Below are 16,378 nucleotides of genomic sequence, written 5' to 3'. Positions count from 1 at the left end.
ATCACCGACCGGCAGGCGCAGCGCGACGCCCTGGCCGGCATCGAGCGCCGCCACGGACGGCTCGACATCCTCGTCAACAATGTCGGCGCCCGCGACCGCAGGCCTCTGGCAGAATTCGACGACGAGGCGATCCTCGAGCTGATCCGCACCGACCTGATCGCCGCGACGACCTTGTCGCGGGACGCTGCCGCGATCATGAAGCGCGGCGGGCATGGGCGGCTGATTGCGGTGACCTCGATCAACGGCCAGGTGGCGCTGCCGGGCGACGGCATCTATCCGCTCGCCAAACAGGGGCTGACCGGGCTGATGCGGGCGATGGCGGTGGAATACGGCCCCTTCGGCATCACCAGCAACGCGATCGCGCCGGGCTGGTTCGCCACCGAGACCAACGCGACGCTGGCCGCCGACGAGGACCTGATGCCCTTCGTGCGCCAGCGCATCCCGACGCAGCGCTGGGGCCGGCCGGACGAAATCGCCGGCGCGGCGCTGTTCCTGGCGAGCGACGCGGCGTCCTTCGTCAACGGCCATGTGCTGACGGTGGATGGCGGGATGACGGTGCGGATGTAGGCTATTCAGGTCGCTTGTGGATCGGATCGACCCAATAGACCGCTTCCGGCTTTTCGACGGGATCGACATCGGTGATGTTGACGACCACGGCCTCGTTGTCGGAGCGGACGAGCACACATTCCAACACATTGTCCGGATCGGCGTTGATTTCCTGATGGGGTACATAGGGCGGGACATAGATGAAATCGCCGGGACCGGCTTCCGCGACATATTCCAGCCGGTCGCCCCAGCGCATGCGCGCCTTGCCGCGCAGGACGAAGATGACGCTTTCAAGCGCGCCGTGGTGATGCACCCCGGTCCTGGCATTGGCTTCGATGGCGACGGTGCCGGCCCAGATCTTCTGCGCGCCGACGCGGGCGTGGTTGATGGCGGCCTGCCGGTACATGCCCGGCGTCTGCGGCGTGTTGTCGTCCAGTTGGTCGCCCTTGATGACGCGCACGCCATCATGCTTCCAGCGTTCGGAATCGTGGTGATGATTATCGCTCATGCTGCCTCCCGCTTATGCTCGTGACGTCAATCCGCCGCGCGGACGACTTTCAGGAAAGCGTCACCGTAGCGCTCCAGCTTGGATTGGCCAATGCCGGAAATGCCGAGCAGCGCATCCCGGCTTTGCGGTCGCTCCTTCGATAGCGCGATCAGGGTTGTATCGGGGAAGATGACGTAGGGTGGCACCGCCATTTCCTTGGCAAGGCTGGCGCGCAGCGCGCGCAATTGCTGGAACAGGTCCTGATCGCCCCCCTGCAGCTCGGCCTTGGCGGCCGGCGATCCACCCTTGGCGTGGCGCGCGGCCTTGCCCGTGGTCGGGCGGTCCTTGCGGAAACGCACCTCCTGTTCACGCTTGAAGACTGAGCGCGCCTGTTCCGTCAGCTTCAGCGCGCCAAAAGCCTGATGATCGACACTGACATAACCGGCGGCCAGCAACTGTCGATAGACGGACTGCCAGGTTTTCGAGGGAATGTCCTTGCCAGCCCCGAAGACCGGCATGTCGGCGTGGCCAAAGCGGGTAGTCTTGTCGTTTTCATTGCCGAGCAGCACGTCGATCAGATGGCCGGTACCGAAGCGCTCGCCGGTGCGGTAGATCGCCGCCAGCGCCTTGATTGCCGCGTCGGTGCCGTCCCAGGTCTCGACCGGCTTCAGGCAGGTGTCGCAATTCTCGCAACCGCCGGCATGGGCCTCGCCGAAATGCGCCAGAATGGATTGTCGGCGGCAGCCCGGTGTCTCGCAGATGGCCAGCAGGGCATTGAGCTTGGCGCGCTCGACCCGCTTGATCTCGTCGGCCGAGCCGCCCTCGTCGATCATCCGGCCGCGCTGGATGACGTCAGCCATGCCATAGGCCATCCAGACATCGGACGGCAGGCCGTCGCGCCCGGCACGGCCGGTCTCCTGGTAATAGGCCTCGACGGAGCCCGGCAGATCGAGATGGGCGACGTAACGCACGTCCGGCTTGTCGATGCCCATGCCGAAGGCGACGGTGGCGACGAGGCAGAGGTTTTCCTCCTTCAGGAACGCATCCTGATTGGCATCGCGCACCGCGCGGTCCATGCCGGCATGGTAGGCAAGCGACCGGATGCCTTGCGTGTTCAGCCACGCGGCGGTGTCCTCGACCTTGGCGCGCGACAGGCAATAGACGATGCCGCTCGAGCCTTCATGGCGGGACAGGAACCGCAGGAGCTGCTGGCGCGGCTGGTCGCGCTCGACAATCTCATAGGCAATGTTCGGGCGGTCAAACGAGGTGGTGAAGACTTCCGCTGACCGCAGGCCGAGCCGATCGATGATGTCCTCACGGGTGTGCGGATCGGCTGTCGCCGTCAGCGCGATGCGCGGTACGCCCGGATAGTGTTCCGCAAGCTGGCCGAGCTCGCGATATTCCGGACGGAAATCATGGCCCCATTGGGACACGCAATGGGCCTCGTCGATGGCAAAAAGGGCGATTTTCGCATTGCCGATCATCTCCTTGAAGGCTGGCGTGACGATGCGCTCGGGCGTCACATAGAGCAGATCGAGACTGCCGGTGGCAATCGCCCGCCGCGCCTCGACAAAATCCTCTCGCGACTGTGAGGAATTCATCGCTGATGCCCGAACACCGAGCTGTTTCAGCGCCTCTACCTGATCGCGCATCAGCGCGATCAGCGGCGACACGACAATGCCGACACCGTCGCGGCAAAGCGCCGGAATCTGGAAACACAACGACTTGCCGGCCCCCGTCGGAAACAGCACGACGGCATCGCCGCCCGACACGACGCGTTCGACAACCGCCGCCTGCTTGCCGCGAAACGCCGAATAGCCGTAGACCCTTTTCAGAACCGAGAGCGGATTTTGCGCACCTTCATTGTCAAACAGGGGATCGATACGGTCTTTTGTCTGCGGCATGGAATCGCTTTCTTGGGGAGAAAGGGACTATGGCACAGGTGGGGTGGCGGGGGCGACACTTATCGCAACCGCCAGCCTTTTGGGCGGCGGGGTTCATCAAGCCCGCGAACGGTGACAGGCGCGGTTACCACCCGTTGTGCATCAGTGGTGCCAGACGAGGATGTAAGCGATCGCCCTACCGTCTCTCACGACAGCAACGCCTTCGTTTCCGATCAGGACGGCTCTTTTTTCGCTTCGGCACCACCATAGTTGGTCGCCCTCGACCATGTCGTTCAATAACGACGCCAATTCTTGCTCAGGGTTGTTGAGGCGATCGATCACGGCAGTCGGCAACCGGTCAATCACTCCGCCCACGAAGGCAATCAACCGATCGCGAAAGCCTGCCGGAGTGATTTCTTCAACCATCTCCAGCCCCTTGGGTTCATAATTTATCTTCCAATGGTTACTCATGACGTGACTTTATCATGACGCTCGACGGTCACCACCCTCAGATCATCTGACGATGCACCACATCAAACAGCCGCGCTGGTTTTCAGGCAGCTACCGAATTTGGCACCCCGCTCACATCCATCCTCACTTCCCCGCCGGTCCCTTGACCCGCCCCGACAGAACCCCGAACCCATCGATGATGGCTTCCTGGTTTTCCAGCCGTGTCACTTCGAGCTGGACTTCCTGCAGGTTGCGCAGGATCTGGCTGACAGCGTCGTCATCGCCTTCTTCCGTCGCGTAGGCAAGTTCGCTTTCGAGTTCGCGGCGTTGCCAGAGGAGCGCCTTGGTGCGCTGATGCAGCGCCAGCGCCTGCAGGTAGCCTTCGCGGGCGTCTTCCGGGGCGGCGGCGGTGGTCGCGGTCCAGAGCCGGGCGAAACGGATCTGCTGGTCGAGCGATTTCAACAGCGAGTCGAACCCCTCTGCCTGCAGCTGCTCGATCAGGTTTTCGCGCGACAGGCGCGGTCCCTTGGCAGCGGCGGCATTGAGCACGGACGACCAGAAGCGCTGGAGATCGCGATTGTCGTATTCGATCGCGGAAATCTCGTCATATTCGGCAAACAGCAGATGCGGGTGATTGACGATGGTCAGCGCCAGCACGCTTTCCCGCAAGGGCGGCAGGCTCTGGTGACCGCTGACAAGAGAGGATCGGGCCAGCCGGTCGGAAATGCCGGAACGTTCCGACATCCGCGCACCCTGCTGTCCGCCACGCCCCGGACCGCCATTGCGATTGCCGCCGCCGTTTTGACGCGGATTGCGATCGAAACTCCGCTGGCCGCTCTGCTGTCGGGATGCGCCTTGAAAAAACTGGTTGAGCCGGTCGCGGATATCCTGGCCATAATGGCGGCGGACGTTTTCGTCAGCGATGACGGACACGACCTGCTTCAGCGTCGCCTCCAGCTGGGCGCGGGCCTCCGGTGTGTCGAAACTGCCGGCCTGCGCCTCGCGCAGCCAGACCATTTCCGACAGGGAACGTGCCGACGCCATCACCTTGTCGAACGGCGCGCGGCCTTCGTTGCGGACCAGATCGTCCGGGTCCTTGCCATCCGGCAGCATCGCGAAACGGACGGAATAACCGGGCTTGAGATGCGGCAGCGCCAGATCAACGGCGCGGTTGGCGGCGCGAATGCCAGCGCCATCGCCATCGAAGCAGAGAACCGGCTGTTGGGTCAGCTTCCAGAGCAGCGCCATCTGGTTTTCAGTGAGCGCAGTGCCGAGTGGCGCGACAGCGTTTTCGATGCCGGCCTGATACAGCGCGATGACATCCATATAGCCTTCGACGGCGATGATCGTCCCCGCTCCGTCGGCGCCACCCATCGCCTTGCGCGCGCGCGAAAAATTATAGAGCACATTGCCCTTGTGGAAGAGTTCGGTCTCGTTGGAATTCAGATATTTCGCCGGCGCATCCGGCGACATGGCGCGGCCGCCGAAGGCGATCACCTTTTCGCGCGACGACAGGATCGGGAACATGATGCGGTCGCGGAAACGATCGTAGGAGACGGGAATATCCGGCCCGTGAACGACGAGGCCGCAGGCTTCGATCTGGTCCTTGGCGATGCCCTTGCCGGCCAGGAATTCCTTTAGCGCATTGCGGCTGTCCGGCGCATAGCCGAGGCGGAAGGTCTCGATCGTGCGGCCGGTCAGGCCCCGGTCGCGCAGATAGGCGCGCGCCTTGGCGCCGTTCGCCGTCTGCAACTGGCTTTCGAAGAACTGTGCCGCCACCTCCATGACGTCCTGCAGGCCGATGCGCTGCCGGTCGCGTTTTTCGGCCTCGACATCCGGCTGTGGCATGGCGACGCCGGCGAGATCGGCAATCTGCTGCACGGCCTCCGGAAAGGCCATGCCGTCAAGCTCGGTAAGAAAGCGGAAATGATCGCCGGAGACACCGCAGCCGAAGCAGTGGTAGCGGCCCTTGCGGTCCTCGCAATGGAAGCTCGGCGACTTCTCGCCATGGAAAGGGCAACAGGCCCAATAGTCGCCGCGCGAGGCATTGGTCTTCTTGCGGTCCCACGTGACACGCCGGCCGATCACGTCCGAAATGGGGACGCGGTCGCGGATCTCGTCAAGGAAGGAGTTGGAAAAGCGCATGAATACCTCTGGGTCTGGCCTCCATATAGGCGGCAATCGCCGACCGCGCCAGCAAGCGCATCGATCATGCCCGCAATTCACAGGCGCAATCGGGGTGGTCAAGGTTCAGGTCTCGCGCCTCGTGCGAACATGACATATTTCTTGAATAAAATGTTGATGGTAAACATGTAGAAAGGCAATGACGTGTTCATAGCCTTTTCGGATTCCCGCGATGATGTTCTCAGCGAACGAGCTTGCTTCCAACACCACGTTTTTCGACGCCATGCGGGTCTACGCGCGGCAGATGACCGCCATGTTCGCCGAAAGCCCACGAATGGCTTCGGTCTTTGCCTCGCAGCAGCGCTGGCTGATGGCGCAACTGGGCCTGTCCTTGCATTACGGCCGCGACCCCGCCGATCCCTCCACCTCCTTCTATGCGGGCCGCTTTGTCGCCCGGGCAATGGATTACCGTATCGCCAGCCGCAACACGGCGGCGGCCTTCGTCCAGGAAATGATGGCCTATCGCTTCCTGCGCGCCAGCGACAATCCGCCCGACAATCGCATGCGGCCGCTGGAACCGACAGAGATTGCCGTGCAGACGGTGGTCAAATGGCTTTACGCCCATCTCGCCATCCTCGACACGCTGGATGGCGGCAACCGCGCCATCTGCCTGACCGAAAATCCGGCTCTGTTCACGAACCTTCAACCGATCATCGCCGTCGGCATCCTGGAGAACCACGGCGTCCGCCATCCCGGCGAGACGTTCAACCTGTTCACCTGGGCGAACTCCGGCGGCGTCGTGATGGATTACTTCATCTCGATGATCACGCAGTTTGATCCGGACGCACCGCGCACGCTGATCGGCCCGATCTCGTCGGCGAAAGTCTGCCAGTCCTACATGATTTCCAAGACGCATCTGAAACGGCTGATGAGCAAGGCCGGAGAAATCGGCAGCGTCGCCTTCGAAACGATCAATCGCCGCAACATGCTGTGGCTGTCGCAGGTCTTCATTCGCGAATACTGGAATTATCAGGCGGAAAAATTCGCCATCATCGACGCGGCCTTCCATCGGGAGACCGCGTCGGCATTGCCGATCAGGCAGCTGTCAGCAGTTCCTTGAGGACGGATGAGGCCTTGGCGAAATCCATCTGCCCGGCATAACGCTCCTTGAGCACCGCCATCACCTTGCCCATGTCCTTGGGGCCGCTTGCGCCGGCTTCCGCGATTGCGGCTGCGATATTCGCGCGCACATCGGCGTCACTCAGCTGTGCCGGCATGAAATCCTTGACGACGACGATCTCGGCCCGCTCCTTGGCGGCAAGCTCCGGACGGGCATTGTCTTCGTAGATCTTCGCCGATTCCTCGCGCTGCTTGACCATCTTTGCCAGAATCTGCAGGATTTCATCGTCGCTGGCATCGCCCTTGCCAAGACCACGATTGGCGATATCACGGGTCTTGATCTCGGCCTGAACAAGGCGAACGGTGGAAAGCCGGGCCGCATCCTTCGATTTCATTGCATCCTTGAGGGCGGCAGCGAGTTGATCGCGCATCATTGTCTTACTCCTGTTTGAGGGCGTTTCATAAACCAGTGGCACAACGGGGAGCAAATGAATTGCGTAAAATCTGCGGCAAAAGGCCGATCCGTGCGCCTTCAAGATTGACCTTGTCCGAAGCTGCGTCTATTGACCGTCACCTGCACCAACATCATGACCAGGCCTGACAGCGCGCGCCCATCGCCCGCATCTGCCCGCCTGCGAACCACAACGGCCAGGCGGCGTTCGCACGAACGTCTGCCAAACGCCGCCTGAACGGGATGAAGACAATGACCGCGACTGCTCCCTGGACCACCGCAAAACCAACCGCCCTGCTCGTCCTTGCCGACGGCACCGTCATCGAGGGCAAGGGCATTGGCGCCACCGGCACGGTACAGGCCGAAGTGGTCTTCAACACCGCGCTCACCGGCTACGAAGAGATCATGACCGACCCGTCCTATCTCGGCCAGATCGTCACCTTCACCTTCCCCCATATCGGCAATATCGGCGCCAATGATGAAGACATCGAAGACCTGACGCCGGCGGCACGCCACGGCGCAGTCGGCGTCATCTTCAAGGCCGATATCACCGAGCCATCAAACTACCGCGCCGAAAAGCATCTCGATGCCTGGCTGAAGGCGCGCGGCGTCATCGGACTCTGCGGCATCGACACACGCGCGCTGACCGCCTGGATCCGCGAAAACGGCGCGCCGAACGCGGTGATCGCCCATGATCCGAACGGCGTCTTCGATATCGAGGCGCTGAAGGCGCAAGCCAGGGCCTGGAGTGGCCTCGAAGGCCTCGACCTCGCCAAGGTGGCTTCCTCCGGCCAGTCCTCGCGCTGGAGCGAAAAACCCTGGGCATGGAACGAGGAGTTCGGCGAACTTGCGGACGCGGATGCGACCCATCACATCGTGGCGCTCGACTACGGCGTCAAGCGCAACATCCTGCGCCTGTTCACCGGTCTCGGCTGCAAGGTCACGGTGATGCCGGCGACGACCTCGGCCGAAGACGTCCTCGCCCAGAAGCCGGACGGAATCTTCCTGTCGAACGGCCCGGGCGATCCGGCCGCGACCGGCGAATATGCGGTTCCGGTCATCCAGGACCTGATCAAGAGCGATATCCCGCTGTTCGGCATCTGCCTCGGCCACCAGATGCTTGGCCTTGCGCTGGGCGCCAGGACCGAGAAGATGCACCAGGGCCATCACGGCGCCAACCATCCGGTGAAGGATCACACGACCGGCAAGGTCGAGATCGTTTCGATGAACCATGGCTTCGCGGTGGATGCGAAGTCCCTGCCGGAAGGCGTTGAAGAGACTCACATTTCGCTGTTCGACGGCACCAATTGCGGCCTGCGCGTCACCGGCAAGCCGGTCTTCTCCGTCCAGCACCATCCGGAAGCCTCGCCCGGCCCGCAGGACAGCCACTATCTCTTCCGCCGCTTCATCAACCTCGTGCGCGAGAAGAAGGGTGAGCCGGCGCTGGCAGAGCGTTGATTCTTTGACATGAATGAACTGAAAAGGCCCGCTGAATGAAGTGGGCCTTTTCAGTTGGTGTACCGGATGAAGACGTTATGCCGGCAGCGCCAACAGCTTGCGTTCCCGCGACAGGAAGCGGAAGAAGCGCCAGGTGAGCGAAATGCTGGCGGCGGAAAGGCCGAGCACGAAGCCGTACCAGACGCCGACACCACCCAAACCAGCGTGGAAGGCGAGCAGATAGGCGGCGACGAAGCCGATCGCCCAGTAGGAGACGAGTGCCAGGATCATCGGCACGGTCGTATCCTTCAACCCGCGCAGCATGCCGGCGGCCAGCGCCTGAACACCATCGACGAGCTGGAAGGCGCCGGCAATGACGATCAGCGGACCGGCATAGGCGAGAACTGCAGCCGCATCCGGACGCCTCGTATCGAGATACATGGCGGCAAGCTCGTGCGAGAACAGTGCAAAGACCAGGCTGCCGATGAGGGCGAAACCGCAGCCGATGACGAGAACGGCGATCGCCGCCCGCTTGATGCCCTCCGCATCGCGACGCCCATGGGCAAGACCAATGCGGACAGTCGCGACCTGTGCCAGGCCGAGCGGCACCATGAAGGCAACGGATGCGAACTGCAGCGCGATACCGTGTGCGGCAAGCTCGACGGTACCGATCATGCCCATCAGCAGCGAGGCCACCGTGAACAGGCTGACTTCGGCGAGAATGGTGATGGCGATCGGCAGGCCGAGCTTGACCACATCTTTCAGCACCGGCCAATCCGGCCGCCAGAAGCGCACGAAGATTTCGTAGTCCCGTGTCTTCGGCTGGGCCTGGATATAGGCGTAAAGCAGCACGAAGCTCAGCGTATTGACGACAAGCGCGGAAATCGCCGCACCGACGATGCCCAGCGCCGGCGCGCCGAAATGACCGTAGATGAAGATATAGCAAAGCAATGCGTTGGTGAGCAGCACGATGATCGTGACGTAGAGAATGATGCCGGCGCGCTCCAGCGAGCTCAGGAATCCGCGCAGCACCATGAACAGCAGCGCCGGGAACATGCCCCACATGGCGACGCGCAGGTAATGTCCGGCGAGTTCTGCCACTTCGGGCTGCTGGCGCATCATTTTCAGAACCGATTCGGCATACCAGAGCAGCGGCATCGTCACGACGCCATAACCGAGCACGGCCCACATGCCCATGCGCACGGCACGGCGAACGGCAACACGATCTCCCCGTCCCTCCGCCTGCGCGACGATCGGCACGACGGCATTGGCAAAACCGGAGCCAAAGATGAAAACGGTGAAGAACATCTGTGCCGCCAGCACCATGGCGGCGAGCTCGGTCGTACCGAGACGGCCAACCATGAGCACGTCGGTGGCATGGATGGCGAACTGCGCCAGCTGCGCGCCGACGAAGGGCACGCCCAGCAGGATGCTTGCGCGGTAATGGGCGGGCCAGGAATTATCGGTGCGAACGGCCGCCTGATTTGGGGTCGATGTCAGCATGACGAAATGGAGCCTTTGGCTTCGTCGCAGCCAGTATGGGCCGCACGACGGAAGAGACGGAAATAAATGAACCGCTCGTAAAGCACCAGCAACAAAGGCCAAAATGCTATTTTTTCATCTAAACATCACAAAGTTTGATTGTTTCATCAGCAAGACAGCCCGGCGGGTCAAGCCGACTTCCGATCGATCATCGAACCCACTTCGCCAACAGACGGCTTCAAACCGGCACAGAACGCGAACGCGGATTGTAGAACGATGCTTAGCGAAATGACGAAACGAAACAATCCGTGAACATTTCAATGTTCTTGATGAGTGCTTCTGGAACATTGATCGGGTTGCTGGTGACTATGTTCTCGGCCGGCTCTTGATGAAATCGACAAAGGCGCGCAACGGCGGCGGCATGTGGCGGCGGCTGGCGTAATAAAGATAGGGGCCGGGAAATTCCGGCGCCCAGTCCTGAAGGATGGGCACGAGTTCGCCGGTGGCGATGGCCGGCGCCAGGAACTCCTCGAAAGTGGCGATGATGCCGAGACCGGCGACGGCGGCGCTGATCTCCAGCTCCAGCGTATTGGCGGTGATGCGGGCCTGCGGCGAGATGCGCACCACCTCATTGCCGCGCTCATATTCCCAGGACGAAACCCGACCGCTGGCGAAGCGGTGGCGGATGCAGACATGGTCGAGGATATCGCGCGGATGGCGCGGTTCGCCGTGGGCCACGAGATAGGCGGGTGACGCGGCGGTGACGAAACGCTGACGGCGCGGGCCGATCGGCACGGCGATCATGTCCTTTTCCAGCCGTTCGTCATACCGCACACCCGCATCGAAGCCGGCCGCCAGCACGTCGATGAAACTGTCGTCGCCGATCACCTCCAGCGTGATGCCGGGATAGGCTTTCAGAAAATCCGCGACGATGTCCGGCAACACGACTTTGGCAACGACGGTGGCGACATTGAGGCGCAGCGTGCCGGTGGCGCTGTCGCGAAAACTGCCGATCTGGTCGAGCGCCGAGGCGACCTCTCCCAAGGCCGGCGACAGGCGCTCCATCAGTTGTTCGCCGGCTTCCGTCAACGTAACGCTACGGGTCGTGCGGTTCAGCAGGCGGACGCCAAGCCGCTCCTCCAGCCGCCGCAGGGCTTCGCTCAGTGACGAGGCCGAGACGGCGCGCTTGCGAGCAGTGGCGCGAAAACTACGCTCCCGCGCGACAGCCATGAAGGCGTCGAGGTCGGCAAGCGGCAAATCGGTCATTGTACGGTTTTCCAAACAGCTCGTTGGTATCGATCCGGATTATCGCACAAAGCATTTCATAGTGAAACCGGAGCATCGAAGCCGCCATTCCGAGAACGCGGCCGCCGGCGGGCGCTATCAGGAATCCATGCTCGCCCATATGGGCAGCGAGACGTGAGAAAAGACCGTCTTCACAGACAAAGGCTCCCAACGTAACCGAAGCCTCTGTCTTTCCTGGAAATTGCGCTTACCGCACATAAACGATCTTGCCGCCATTGAAGGCCGTCTGGACGCCGACCACGTTGCGCGGCGAGATGCCGCGCCTCTGCAAGGCTGCCCTTATGTTGGGAACATTGCGAATTTCCTCCTGGCCCTTCGCCAGCGTTTGCGCGGAAGGGAAACGGTAGGTACGCGGCACGTCCTGGAATTCGTCGGGACCGACATATTCGCGGATGCGGACGATCGTGACGCCGGGGCCAGCGCCGGCATCGCGGGTCGCCCGCGCCTTTTGGGCAAAGGCGGTTCCAGTGGAGAGGCCGGCGCCAAGCGGGGCGAGAAGTGCGGCGGCCAATGCAAGCGTTATGATTTTCTTCATGGTAATTCTCCGGTTCTTTCTCTTGTTTCCGTCAACAGCGCCTCAGGAAACAGCGCCGTCACCGCGCATAGATGACCTTGCCGCCGTCGAGCGCGGTCTGGATGGCAAGGACATTGTGCGGCCGGATGTTGCGGCGCTCGAGCGAGGCGCGGATCACCGGATTGGAGGCGATTTCGCTTTGCGCACGGGCGCGCATCTCCGCGGACGGACGTCGGTAGATCACCGGGACATTGTCGTCATTGTGGTAGCTCGACCGCACGAAGATGACGGCGATGCCGCGTTCGGAGGGATGACCGAAGAGGATGGTCGCGAGCGTTTCGGTTGCCCCGGCGGGCACCGCGGCCGTGAGGGCGAGCGCAGCCGCCATGACGGCAGGAGCAAGGGATCGCAACATGGTTCTTTCCTTCATCAGCCATTGGCCTATCGGCCGGAACGGCAAACACCCGACCGGCGCACCAAACCCGGCCCACAATCATCAAGGATGATATAGTTCGGTTTCTGAGCTTTGCGACCGCCGCCCGGGACGGAAACGAAATTTTCCAGTCAAGACCCGCGTCTTTTCGGAACAAATCGCCCACGCCGCTGTCAGCCGGCGCGGGCGAAAAGTCCCGGCTCAAATCAAGGCTACAGCGCCGCGCGTCAAATATGACGCGCAAAGGTCTGTAACACTTTAAATCTGCTGCATAATTTTATCCTTGGATCGATTCCGGTTTAAAGAATTATGCAGTAGCTCAGATATTACCATTGAACGTGTCGCAGGCCGACAGCTTTCCGCTCTCGAAGCCACGCTTGAACCATGCCGAGCGCTGGGCGGATGTGCCGTGATTGAAGCTTTCCGGCACGACATAGCCCTGGCTGCGCTTCTGCAGTGTGTCGTCACCAATCTGGGTGGCGGCATTCAAGGCTTCTTCCAGGTCACCCTGCTCCAGCAGGCCCTTCTGCTGGGTATATTTGCCCCAGATGCCGGCAAAGCAATCCGCTTGCAACTCCACACGCACCGAGAGCTGGTTGGACTGGGCTTCGCTGACCTGCTGACGCTGTTCGTTCACCTTCGGCAGGATGCCAAGCAGGTTCTGGACGTGATGGCCAACCTCGTGGGCGATGACATAGGCTTCGGCGAAATCACCGGCCGCATCGAATTTCTGCGCCAGTTCGTCGAAGAAGGCCATGTCGAGATAGACCTTGTGATCGCCCGGGCAATAGAACGGGCCGGTGGCGGACGAAGCCATGCCGCAGGCAGAATTGATGCCGTCGCGGAATAGCACCAGCTTCGGCTCCTCGTAGGTTTTGCCACCGGCCTGGAAAATGCCGTTCCAGGTGTCTTCCGTCTCGGCCAGTACGGTGGAGACGAAGGCCTTGGTCTCTTCCTCCTGCGCCGACCCCTGCGGGGATGATCCCTGCGTTTGCTCATAGCCGGACGGAGACGTGCCCTGGCCGCCATCGAGCACCTGCAGCATGTCTATTCCCATCATCTTCAGGACGAAATAGATGACGACGAGAAAGATGATCGTACCGATGCTCATGCCGCCACCGCGACCACCGCCGCCGGTCGGAATGCGGAAGCCGCCGCCGCGCCCGAACGGATTGCCGCCCATGCCGCCCCGGACGGGACCGGAGCCGCGCTCATCCTCGATATTGCCCGATTGGCGCCGGCCCTTCCATTCCATGCTGAAATCTCCCGTCTTCCTGCGCGGCCGATCGGCCTGCGATTGCCGACCATATAACGCGCCAGAGACGATTTTGTGCAAGGCCAAAACAACAAAGTTCAACCATGCGCAGAAATTTGCGACAGGCGTGAAGGGCAGCCGTTGGCAGCAGGCGATCGCGCATGCAACAATGCCCCTGCTTGTTTTGGGAGGAACGGTACATGAAGGCCATGCGTCTGGAATCGATCGGAAATCTGTTCGTGCGCGAGGTGGAGACGCCCGTTCCCGGCCCCGGCGACCTGCTGGTGCGGGTCGAGGCCTGCGGCATCTGCGGCACCGACCGTCACCTGCTGCACGGCGAGTTTCCCTCGACGCCGCCGGTGACGCTCGGCCACGAATTTTCCGGCATCGTCGAGGCCATGGGAGACGAGGTGCAGGGCTTTGCGCTCGGCGCCCGCATTACCGGCGATCCCAATATTTCCTGCGGCCGATGCCCGCAATGCCAGGCCGGTCGCATCAATCTGTGCCGCAACCTCAAGGCCATCGGCATCAGCCGTGACGGCGGCTTCGCCGACTATGTCATCGTGCCACAAAAGCAGGCGTTCGAGATCCCGCTGTCGCTCGATCCGCGCTTCGGCGCCTTTTGCGAGCCGCTGGCCTGCTGTCTGCACGGCATCGACATGGCAGAGATCAAGGCCGGCTCCTCCGTCGTGGTGCTCGGTGGCGGCGTGATCGGTCTCCTGACGGTGCAGCTTGCGCGGCTTGCCGGCGCCACCACCGTCATCCTCTCGACCCGGCAGGAGGCCAAGCGGAAGCTCGCCGAACGGCTGGGCGCCACCGCAAGCGTCGATCCGTCCGCCGGCGACATCATCGCCGGGATCGCCGGTCCTGACGGACTGATGCCCGGCGGCGTCGATGTGGTGATCGAATGCGCCGGGGTCGCCGAGACGGTCGAGCAATCGACGCGGCTCGCCAAGGCTGGCGGCACCGTGGTCATCCTCGGAGTGATGGCCCAGGGCGACAAGGTGTCGATAGAGCCGTTCGACATTCTCTTTCGCGAACTTCGGATACTCGGCTCATTCATCAATCCCCACACCCACCGCCGCGCTGCCGACCTGGTGGCCTCGGGCCGGATCAATGTCGAGGCGCTGATCTCGCGGGAAATCGCGCTGGAAGAGGCGCCGGAGGTGATTCGCAACCCGCCGGCACCGGGCGAAGTGAAAGTGCTGATGGTGACGAACAAGGGTAAGTAAGGCCGGCTCGCCCCGGGAAGCATCAGACAAAACGAATATGCCGCCACGCCGGATTTGGTGTAAAGTGTGGGCATGAATGAAGCCCAGTCCCTCTTCGCGGTGCTGCGCCAGTCGGCAAAGCCCGACATTGTCGATGCCATCGAGCGGCTCGTGCATGAGGCACCCGACCGCAAGCTGGGGCGCGTCAATGCGCTGGCTTTCGCCGCTGGCCACGGGCTCGACGACGAACAGACGATCAACGCCTTTCTCCACGCATCGAGAATCGGCCTTTTCGACATATCCTGGAACATCCTTTGCCCGGGATGCGGCGGCGTGCTCGACGCCAATACGTCGCTCAAGACCGTGCAGAGCGATCAGTACGCCTGCGCGCTCTGTGCCGCAGGTTACGAGCCGACGCTGGACGAAATGGTCGAGGTGACCTTCACCGTCAGCCCGCGGATCCGCCATATCGAAGCCCACAATCCCCACACCTTGCCGCCGATCGAATATTTCCGCCAGATCTACTGGGGCTCCGGCATCGACATGCCGGAAGACGATTACGAGGAAAAGGTCGACGAGTTCCTGCTGGAGGCGCTGGAACTGCCCGCCGGGGAAAAGGCCGTCATATCGCTGCAACTGCCGGAAGGCTTCGTCATCATCTTCGAACCGGTAACCCATGCGGCGCAGTTCATCGACGTGAAGGGCCCGCCGACGAAAGAGCGGACACAACTGTCGCTCGTCTTCGATCGTGGCCACCAGCACCGCGAAACGTTGGAACTGCGACCCGGCCCCGTGCGCATCACCGTTGAAAACCATACCGGGGACCGCACCCTGCCCTCGGTCTGCATGGCCAACGATGCGCTACACCATTTGCTGGGCCGCCGCCGGCCGTTCCTGACGGCGAAACGCGTACTCTCCAACCAGACTTTCCGCGACATCTACCGCACCGATACGCTCGGCGTGGATCAGCGGCTGAAGATCACCAGCCTCACCTTCCTTTTCACCGACCTCAGAGGCTCGACCGAACTGTATGAGCGCGTGGGCGACCTCGCCGCCTTCGATCTGGTAAAGACCCATTTCGCCATCCTGCACGAAATCGTCAGCGATGAAGCCGGGGCCGTCGTGAAGACGATCGGCGACGCGGTGATGGCGACATTTCCCACACCCGACCGCGCGGTCACGGCGGCAATGCGGATGCGCGAAGCGATGCGCAGCCTCAACGCCGATCGCGGCAACGAGGACCTGCTGTTGAAGATCGGCATTCACGAGGGACCGTGCATCGCCGTCAGCCTGAACGAGCGGCAGGATTATTTCGGCCAGACCGTCAACATCGCGTCGCGCGTCCAGCACCTCGCGACATCCCATGAAATCTTCGCGACCCGCTCCGTGCTCGACGACCCCGCCGCCTCCCGCGTGCTTGCCGCCTCCGGCCTGATGCCGACATCGCATCCAGTCGCGCTGCGGGGGATTACCGACCAGATCAATATTTTCACCATCCCTTGAAGGCTTGCCGATCGCTGCAACTTTCCTGTCGATTGCAGCATTTTCGGGGTTCCGCTTGCGCGCACATTTCCCTATAAGCCGCTTCTAGCCTCAAAAGACCAAGCATGCGCCCCCCGGCCGGTGATCTCCCACCCTGGCCGGTTTTTCGCGCAAGCCGAAAAGCGGATAGAACCCATGC

General features: G+C 62.2%; 15 protein-coding genes. 5 read left to right on the top strand and 10 right to left on the bottom strand.

What is annotated here, in order from left to right; all coding sequences use genetic code 11:
* Positions 1-567, top strand: a 567-nt coding sequence (locus VL202_RS08460; protein WP_325463687.1) for an SDR family oxidoreductase, incomplete at its 5' end; no start/stop codon positions are given.
* A 1-nt stretch (position 568) separates the two neighbouring features.
* Here VL202_RS08460 and VL202_RS08455 read toward each other — a convergent pair.
* The 4 genes from VL202_RS08455 to dnaG all read right to left on the bottom strand — a co-directional run bounded on the left by VL202_RS08455 (position 569) and on the right by dnaG (position 5,511).
* Entirely contained in the window at positions 569-1,054 is a 486-nt protein-coding gene (locus tag VL202_RS08455; RefSeq protein WP_325463686.1) for a cupin domain-containing protein, read from the bottom strand.
* Positions 1,055-1,080: 26 nt separating this feature from the next.
* Positions 1,081-2,937, bottom strand: a complete 1,857-nt coding sequence (gene recQ / locus VL202_RS08450) for a DNA helicase RecQ (RefSeq protein ID WP_325463685.1) — start codon at positions 2,935-2,937, stop codon at positions 1,081-1,083.
* Between the two features lie 141 nt (positions 2,938-3,078).
* Positions 3,079-3,342 (bottom strand): hypothetical protein, encoded by a 264-nt coding sequence (locus tag VL202_RS08445; protein WP_325463684.1) that lies wholly within the window; start codon positions 3,340-3,342, stop codon positions 3,079-3,081.
* Between the two features lie 168 nt (positions 3,343-3,510).
* On the bottom strand, positions 3,511-5,511 hold the full coding sequence (dnaG, locus tag VL202_RS08440; protein WP_325463683.1) for a DNA primase: 2,001 nt from the start codon (positions 5,509-5,511) through the stop codon (positions 3,511-3,513).
* Between the two features lie 211 nt (positions 5,512-5,722).
* On the opposite strand from dnaG, the gene VL202_RS08435 reads away from it, so the two are divergent.
* Positions 5,723-6,610 carry a hypothetical protein gene (locus VL202_RS08435; RefSeq protein ID WP_325463682.1) on the top strand — a complete coding sequence of 296 codons (888 nt, stop codon included), beginning with the start codon at positions 5,723-5,725 and terminating at the stop codon, positions 6,608-6,610.
* Here VL202_RS08435 and VL202_RS08430 read toward each other — a convergent pair.
* On the bottom strand, positions 6,585-7,043 hold the full coding sequence (locus VL202_RS08430; protein WP_325463681.1) for a GatB/YqeY domain-containing protein: 459 nt from the start codon (positions 7,041-7,043) through the stop codon (positions 6,585-6,587). The two genes, VL202_RS08435 and VL202_RS08430, sit on opposite strands and share 26 nt — an antisense overlap.
* A gap of 269 nt (positions 7,044-7,312) precedes the next feature.
* On the opposite strand from VL202_RS08430, the gene carA reads away from it, so the two are divergent.
* Positions 7,313-8,518, top strand: a complete 1,206-nt coding sequence (gene carA / locus VL202_RS08425) for a glutamine-hydrolyzing carbamoyl-phosphate synthase small subunit (protein ID WP_325463680.1) — start codon at positions 7,313-7,315, stop codon at positions 8,516-8,518.
* A 75-nt stretch (positions 8,519-8,593) separates the two neighbouring features.
* Here the strand turns inward: carA and VL202_RS08420 are convergent, their stop codons facing one another.
* The 5 genes from VL202_RS08420 to ypfJ all read right to left on the bottom strand — a co-directional run bounded on the left by VL202_RS08420 (position 8,594) and on the right by ypfJ (position 13,486).
* On the bottom strand, positions 8,594-10,000 hold the full coding sequence (locus VL202_RS08420) for an MATE family efflux transporter (protein WP_325463679.1): 1,407 nt from the start codon (positions 9,998-10,000) through the stop codon (positions 8,594-8,596).
* 345 nt (positions 10,001-10,345) lie between these two features.
* Positions 10,346-11,245, bottom strand: a complete 900-nt coding sequence (locus VL202_RS08415; RefSeq protein WP_325463678.1) for a LysR family transcriptional regulator — start codon at positions 11,243-11,245, stop codon at positions 10,346-10,348.
* Positions 11,246-11,471: 226 nt separating this feature from the next.
* Positions 11,472-11,819, bottom strand: a complete 348-nt coding sequence (locus VL202_RS08410; RefSeq protein ID WP_325463677.1) for a hypothetical protein — start codon at positions 11,817-11,819, stop codon at positions 11,472-11,474.
* Positions 11,820-11,877: 58 nt separating this feature from the next.
* Complete coding sequence (locus VL202_RS08405; RefSeq protein WP_325463676.1) at positions 11,878-12,213, bottom strand: hypothetical protein; 336 nt, start codon at positions 12,211-12,213, stop codon at positions 11,878-11,880.
* A 337-nt stretch (positions 12,214-12,550) separates the two neighbouring features.
* On the bottom strand, positions 12,551-13,486 hold the full coding sequence (ypfJ, locus tag VL202_RS08400) for a KPN_02809 family neutral zinc metallopeptidase (RefSeq protein WP_325463675.1): 936 nt from the start codon (positions 13,484-13,486) through the stop codon (positions 12,551-12,553).
* Positions 13,487-13,686: 200 nt separating this feature from the next.
* Between ypfJ and VL202_RS08395 the strand changes: the two genes are divergently transcribed.
* Together VL202_RS08395 and VL202_RS08390 are read left to right on the top strand one after the other, a co-directional pair.
* Positions 13,687-14,718, top strand: coding sequence for a zinc-dependent alcohol dehydrogenase family protein (locus tag VL202_RS08395; protein ID WP_325463674.1), 1,032 nt, complete (start codon positions 13,687-13,689; stop codon positions 14,716-14,718).
* 72 nt (positions 14,719-14,790) lie between these two features.
* Positions 14,791-16,200: an adenylate/guanylate cyclase domain-containing protein gene (locus VL202_RS08390; protein WP_325463673.1), complete on the top strand. Its 1,410-nt coding sequence runs from the start codon at positions 14,791-14,793 to the stop codon at positions 16,198-16,200.
* Positions 16,201-16,378 lie beyond the last annotated feature (178 nt).

It is taken from the genome of Pararhizobium sp. (assembly GCF_035497515.1).
Taxonomy (GTDB): domain Bacteria; phylum Pseudomonadota; class Alphaproteobacteria; order Rhizobiales; family Rhizobiaceae; genus Pararhizobium.
Note: the sequence above shows the minus strand (reverse complement) of the source record. Positions and strands in the feature narration are given on the sequence as shown.

Bases quoted from the DNA above. Each gene is read 5' to 3' on its own strand.
- VL202_RS08455 (WP_325463686.1), bottom strand. From the start codon at position 1,054: ATGAGCGATAATCATCACCACGATTCCGAACGCTGGAAGCATGATGGC.
- recQ (WP_325463685.1), bottom strand. From the start codon at position 2,937: ATGCCGCAGACAAAAGACCGTATCGATCCCCTGTTTGACAATGAAGGT.
- VL202_RS08445 (WP_325463684.1), bottom strand. From the start codon at position 3,342: ATGGTTGAAGAAATCACTCCGGCAGGCTTTCGCGATCGGTTGATTGCC.
- dnaG (WP_325463683.1), bottom strand. From the start codon at position 5,511: ATGCGCTTTTCCAACTCCTTCCTTGACGAGATCCGCGACCGCGTCCCC.
- VL202_RS08435 (WP_325463682.1), top strand. From the start codon at position 5,723: ATGATGTTCTCAGCGAACGAGCTTGCTTCCAACACCACGTTTTTCGAC.
- VL202_RS08430 (WP_325463681.1), bottom strand. From the start codon at position 7,043: ATGATGCGCGATCAACTCGCTGCCGCCCTCAAGGATGCAATGAAATCG.
- carA (WP_325463680.1), top strand. From the start codon at position 7,313: ATGACCGCGACTGCTCCCTGGACCACCGCAAAACCAACCGCCCTGCTC.
- VL202_RS08420 (WP_325463679.1), bottom strand. From the start codon at position 10,000: ATGCTGACATCGACCCCAAATCAGGCGGCCGTTCGCACCGATAATTCC.
- VL202_RS08415 (WP_325463678.1), bottom strand. From the start codon at position 11,245: ATGACCGATTTGCCGCTTGCCGACCTCGACGCCTTCATGGCTGTCGCG.
- VL202_RS08410 (WP_325463677.1), bottom strand. From the start codon at position 11,819: ATGAAGAAAATCATAACGCTTGCATTGGCCGCCGCACTTCTCGCCCCG.
- VL202_RS08405 (WP_325463676.1), bottom strand. From the start codon at position 12,213: ATGTTGCGATCCCTTGCTCCTGCCGTCATGGCGGCTGCGCTCGCCCTC.
- ypfJ (WP_325463675.1), bottom strand. From the start codon at position 13,486: ATGGAATGGAAGGGCCGGCGCCAATCGGGCAATATCGAGGATGAGCGC.
- VL202_RS08395 (WP_325463674.1), top strand. From the start codon at position 13,687: ATGAAGGCCATGCGTCTGGAATCGATCGGAAATCTGTTCGTGCGCGAG.
- VL202_RS08390 (WP_325463673.1), top strand. From the start codon at position 14,791: ATGAATGAAGCCCAGTCCCTCTTCGCGGTGCTGCGCCAGTCGGCAAAG.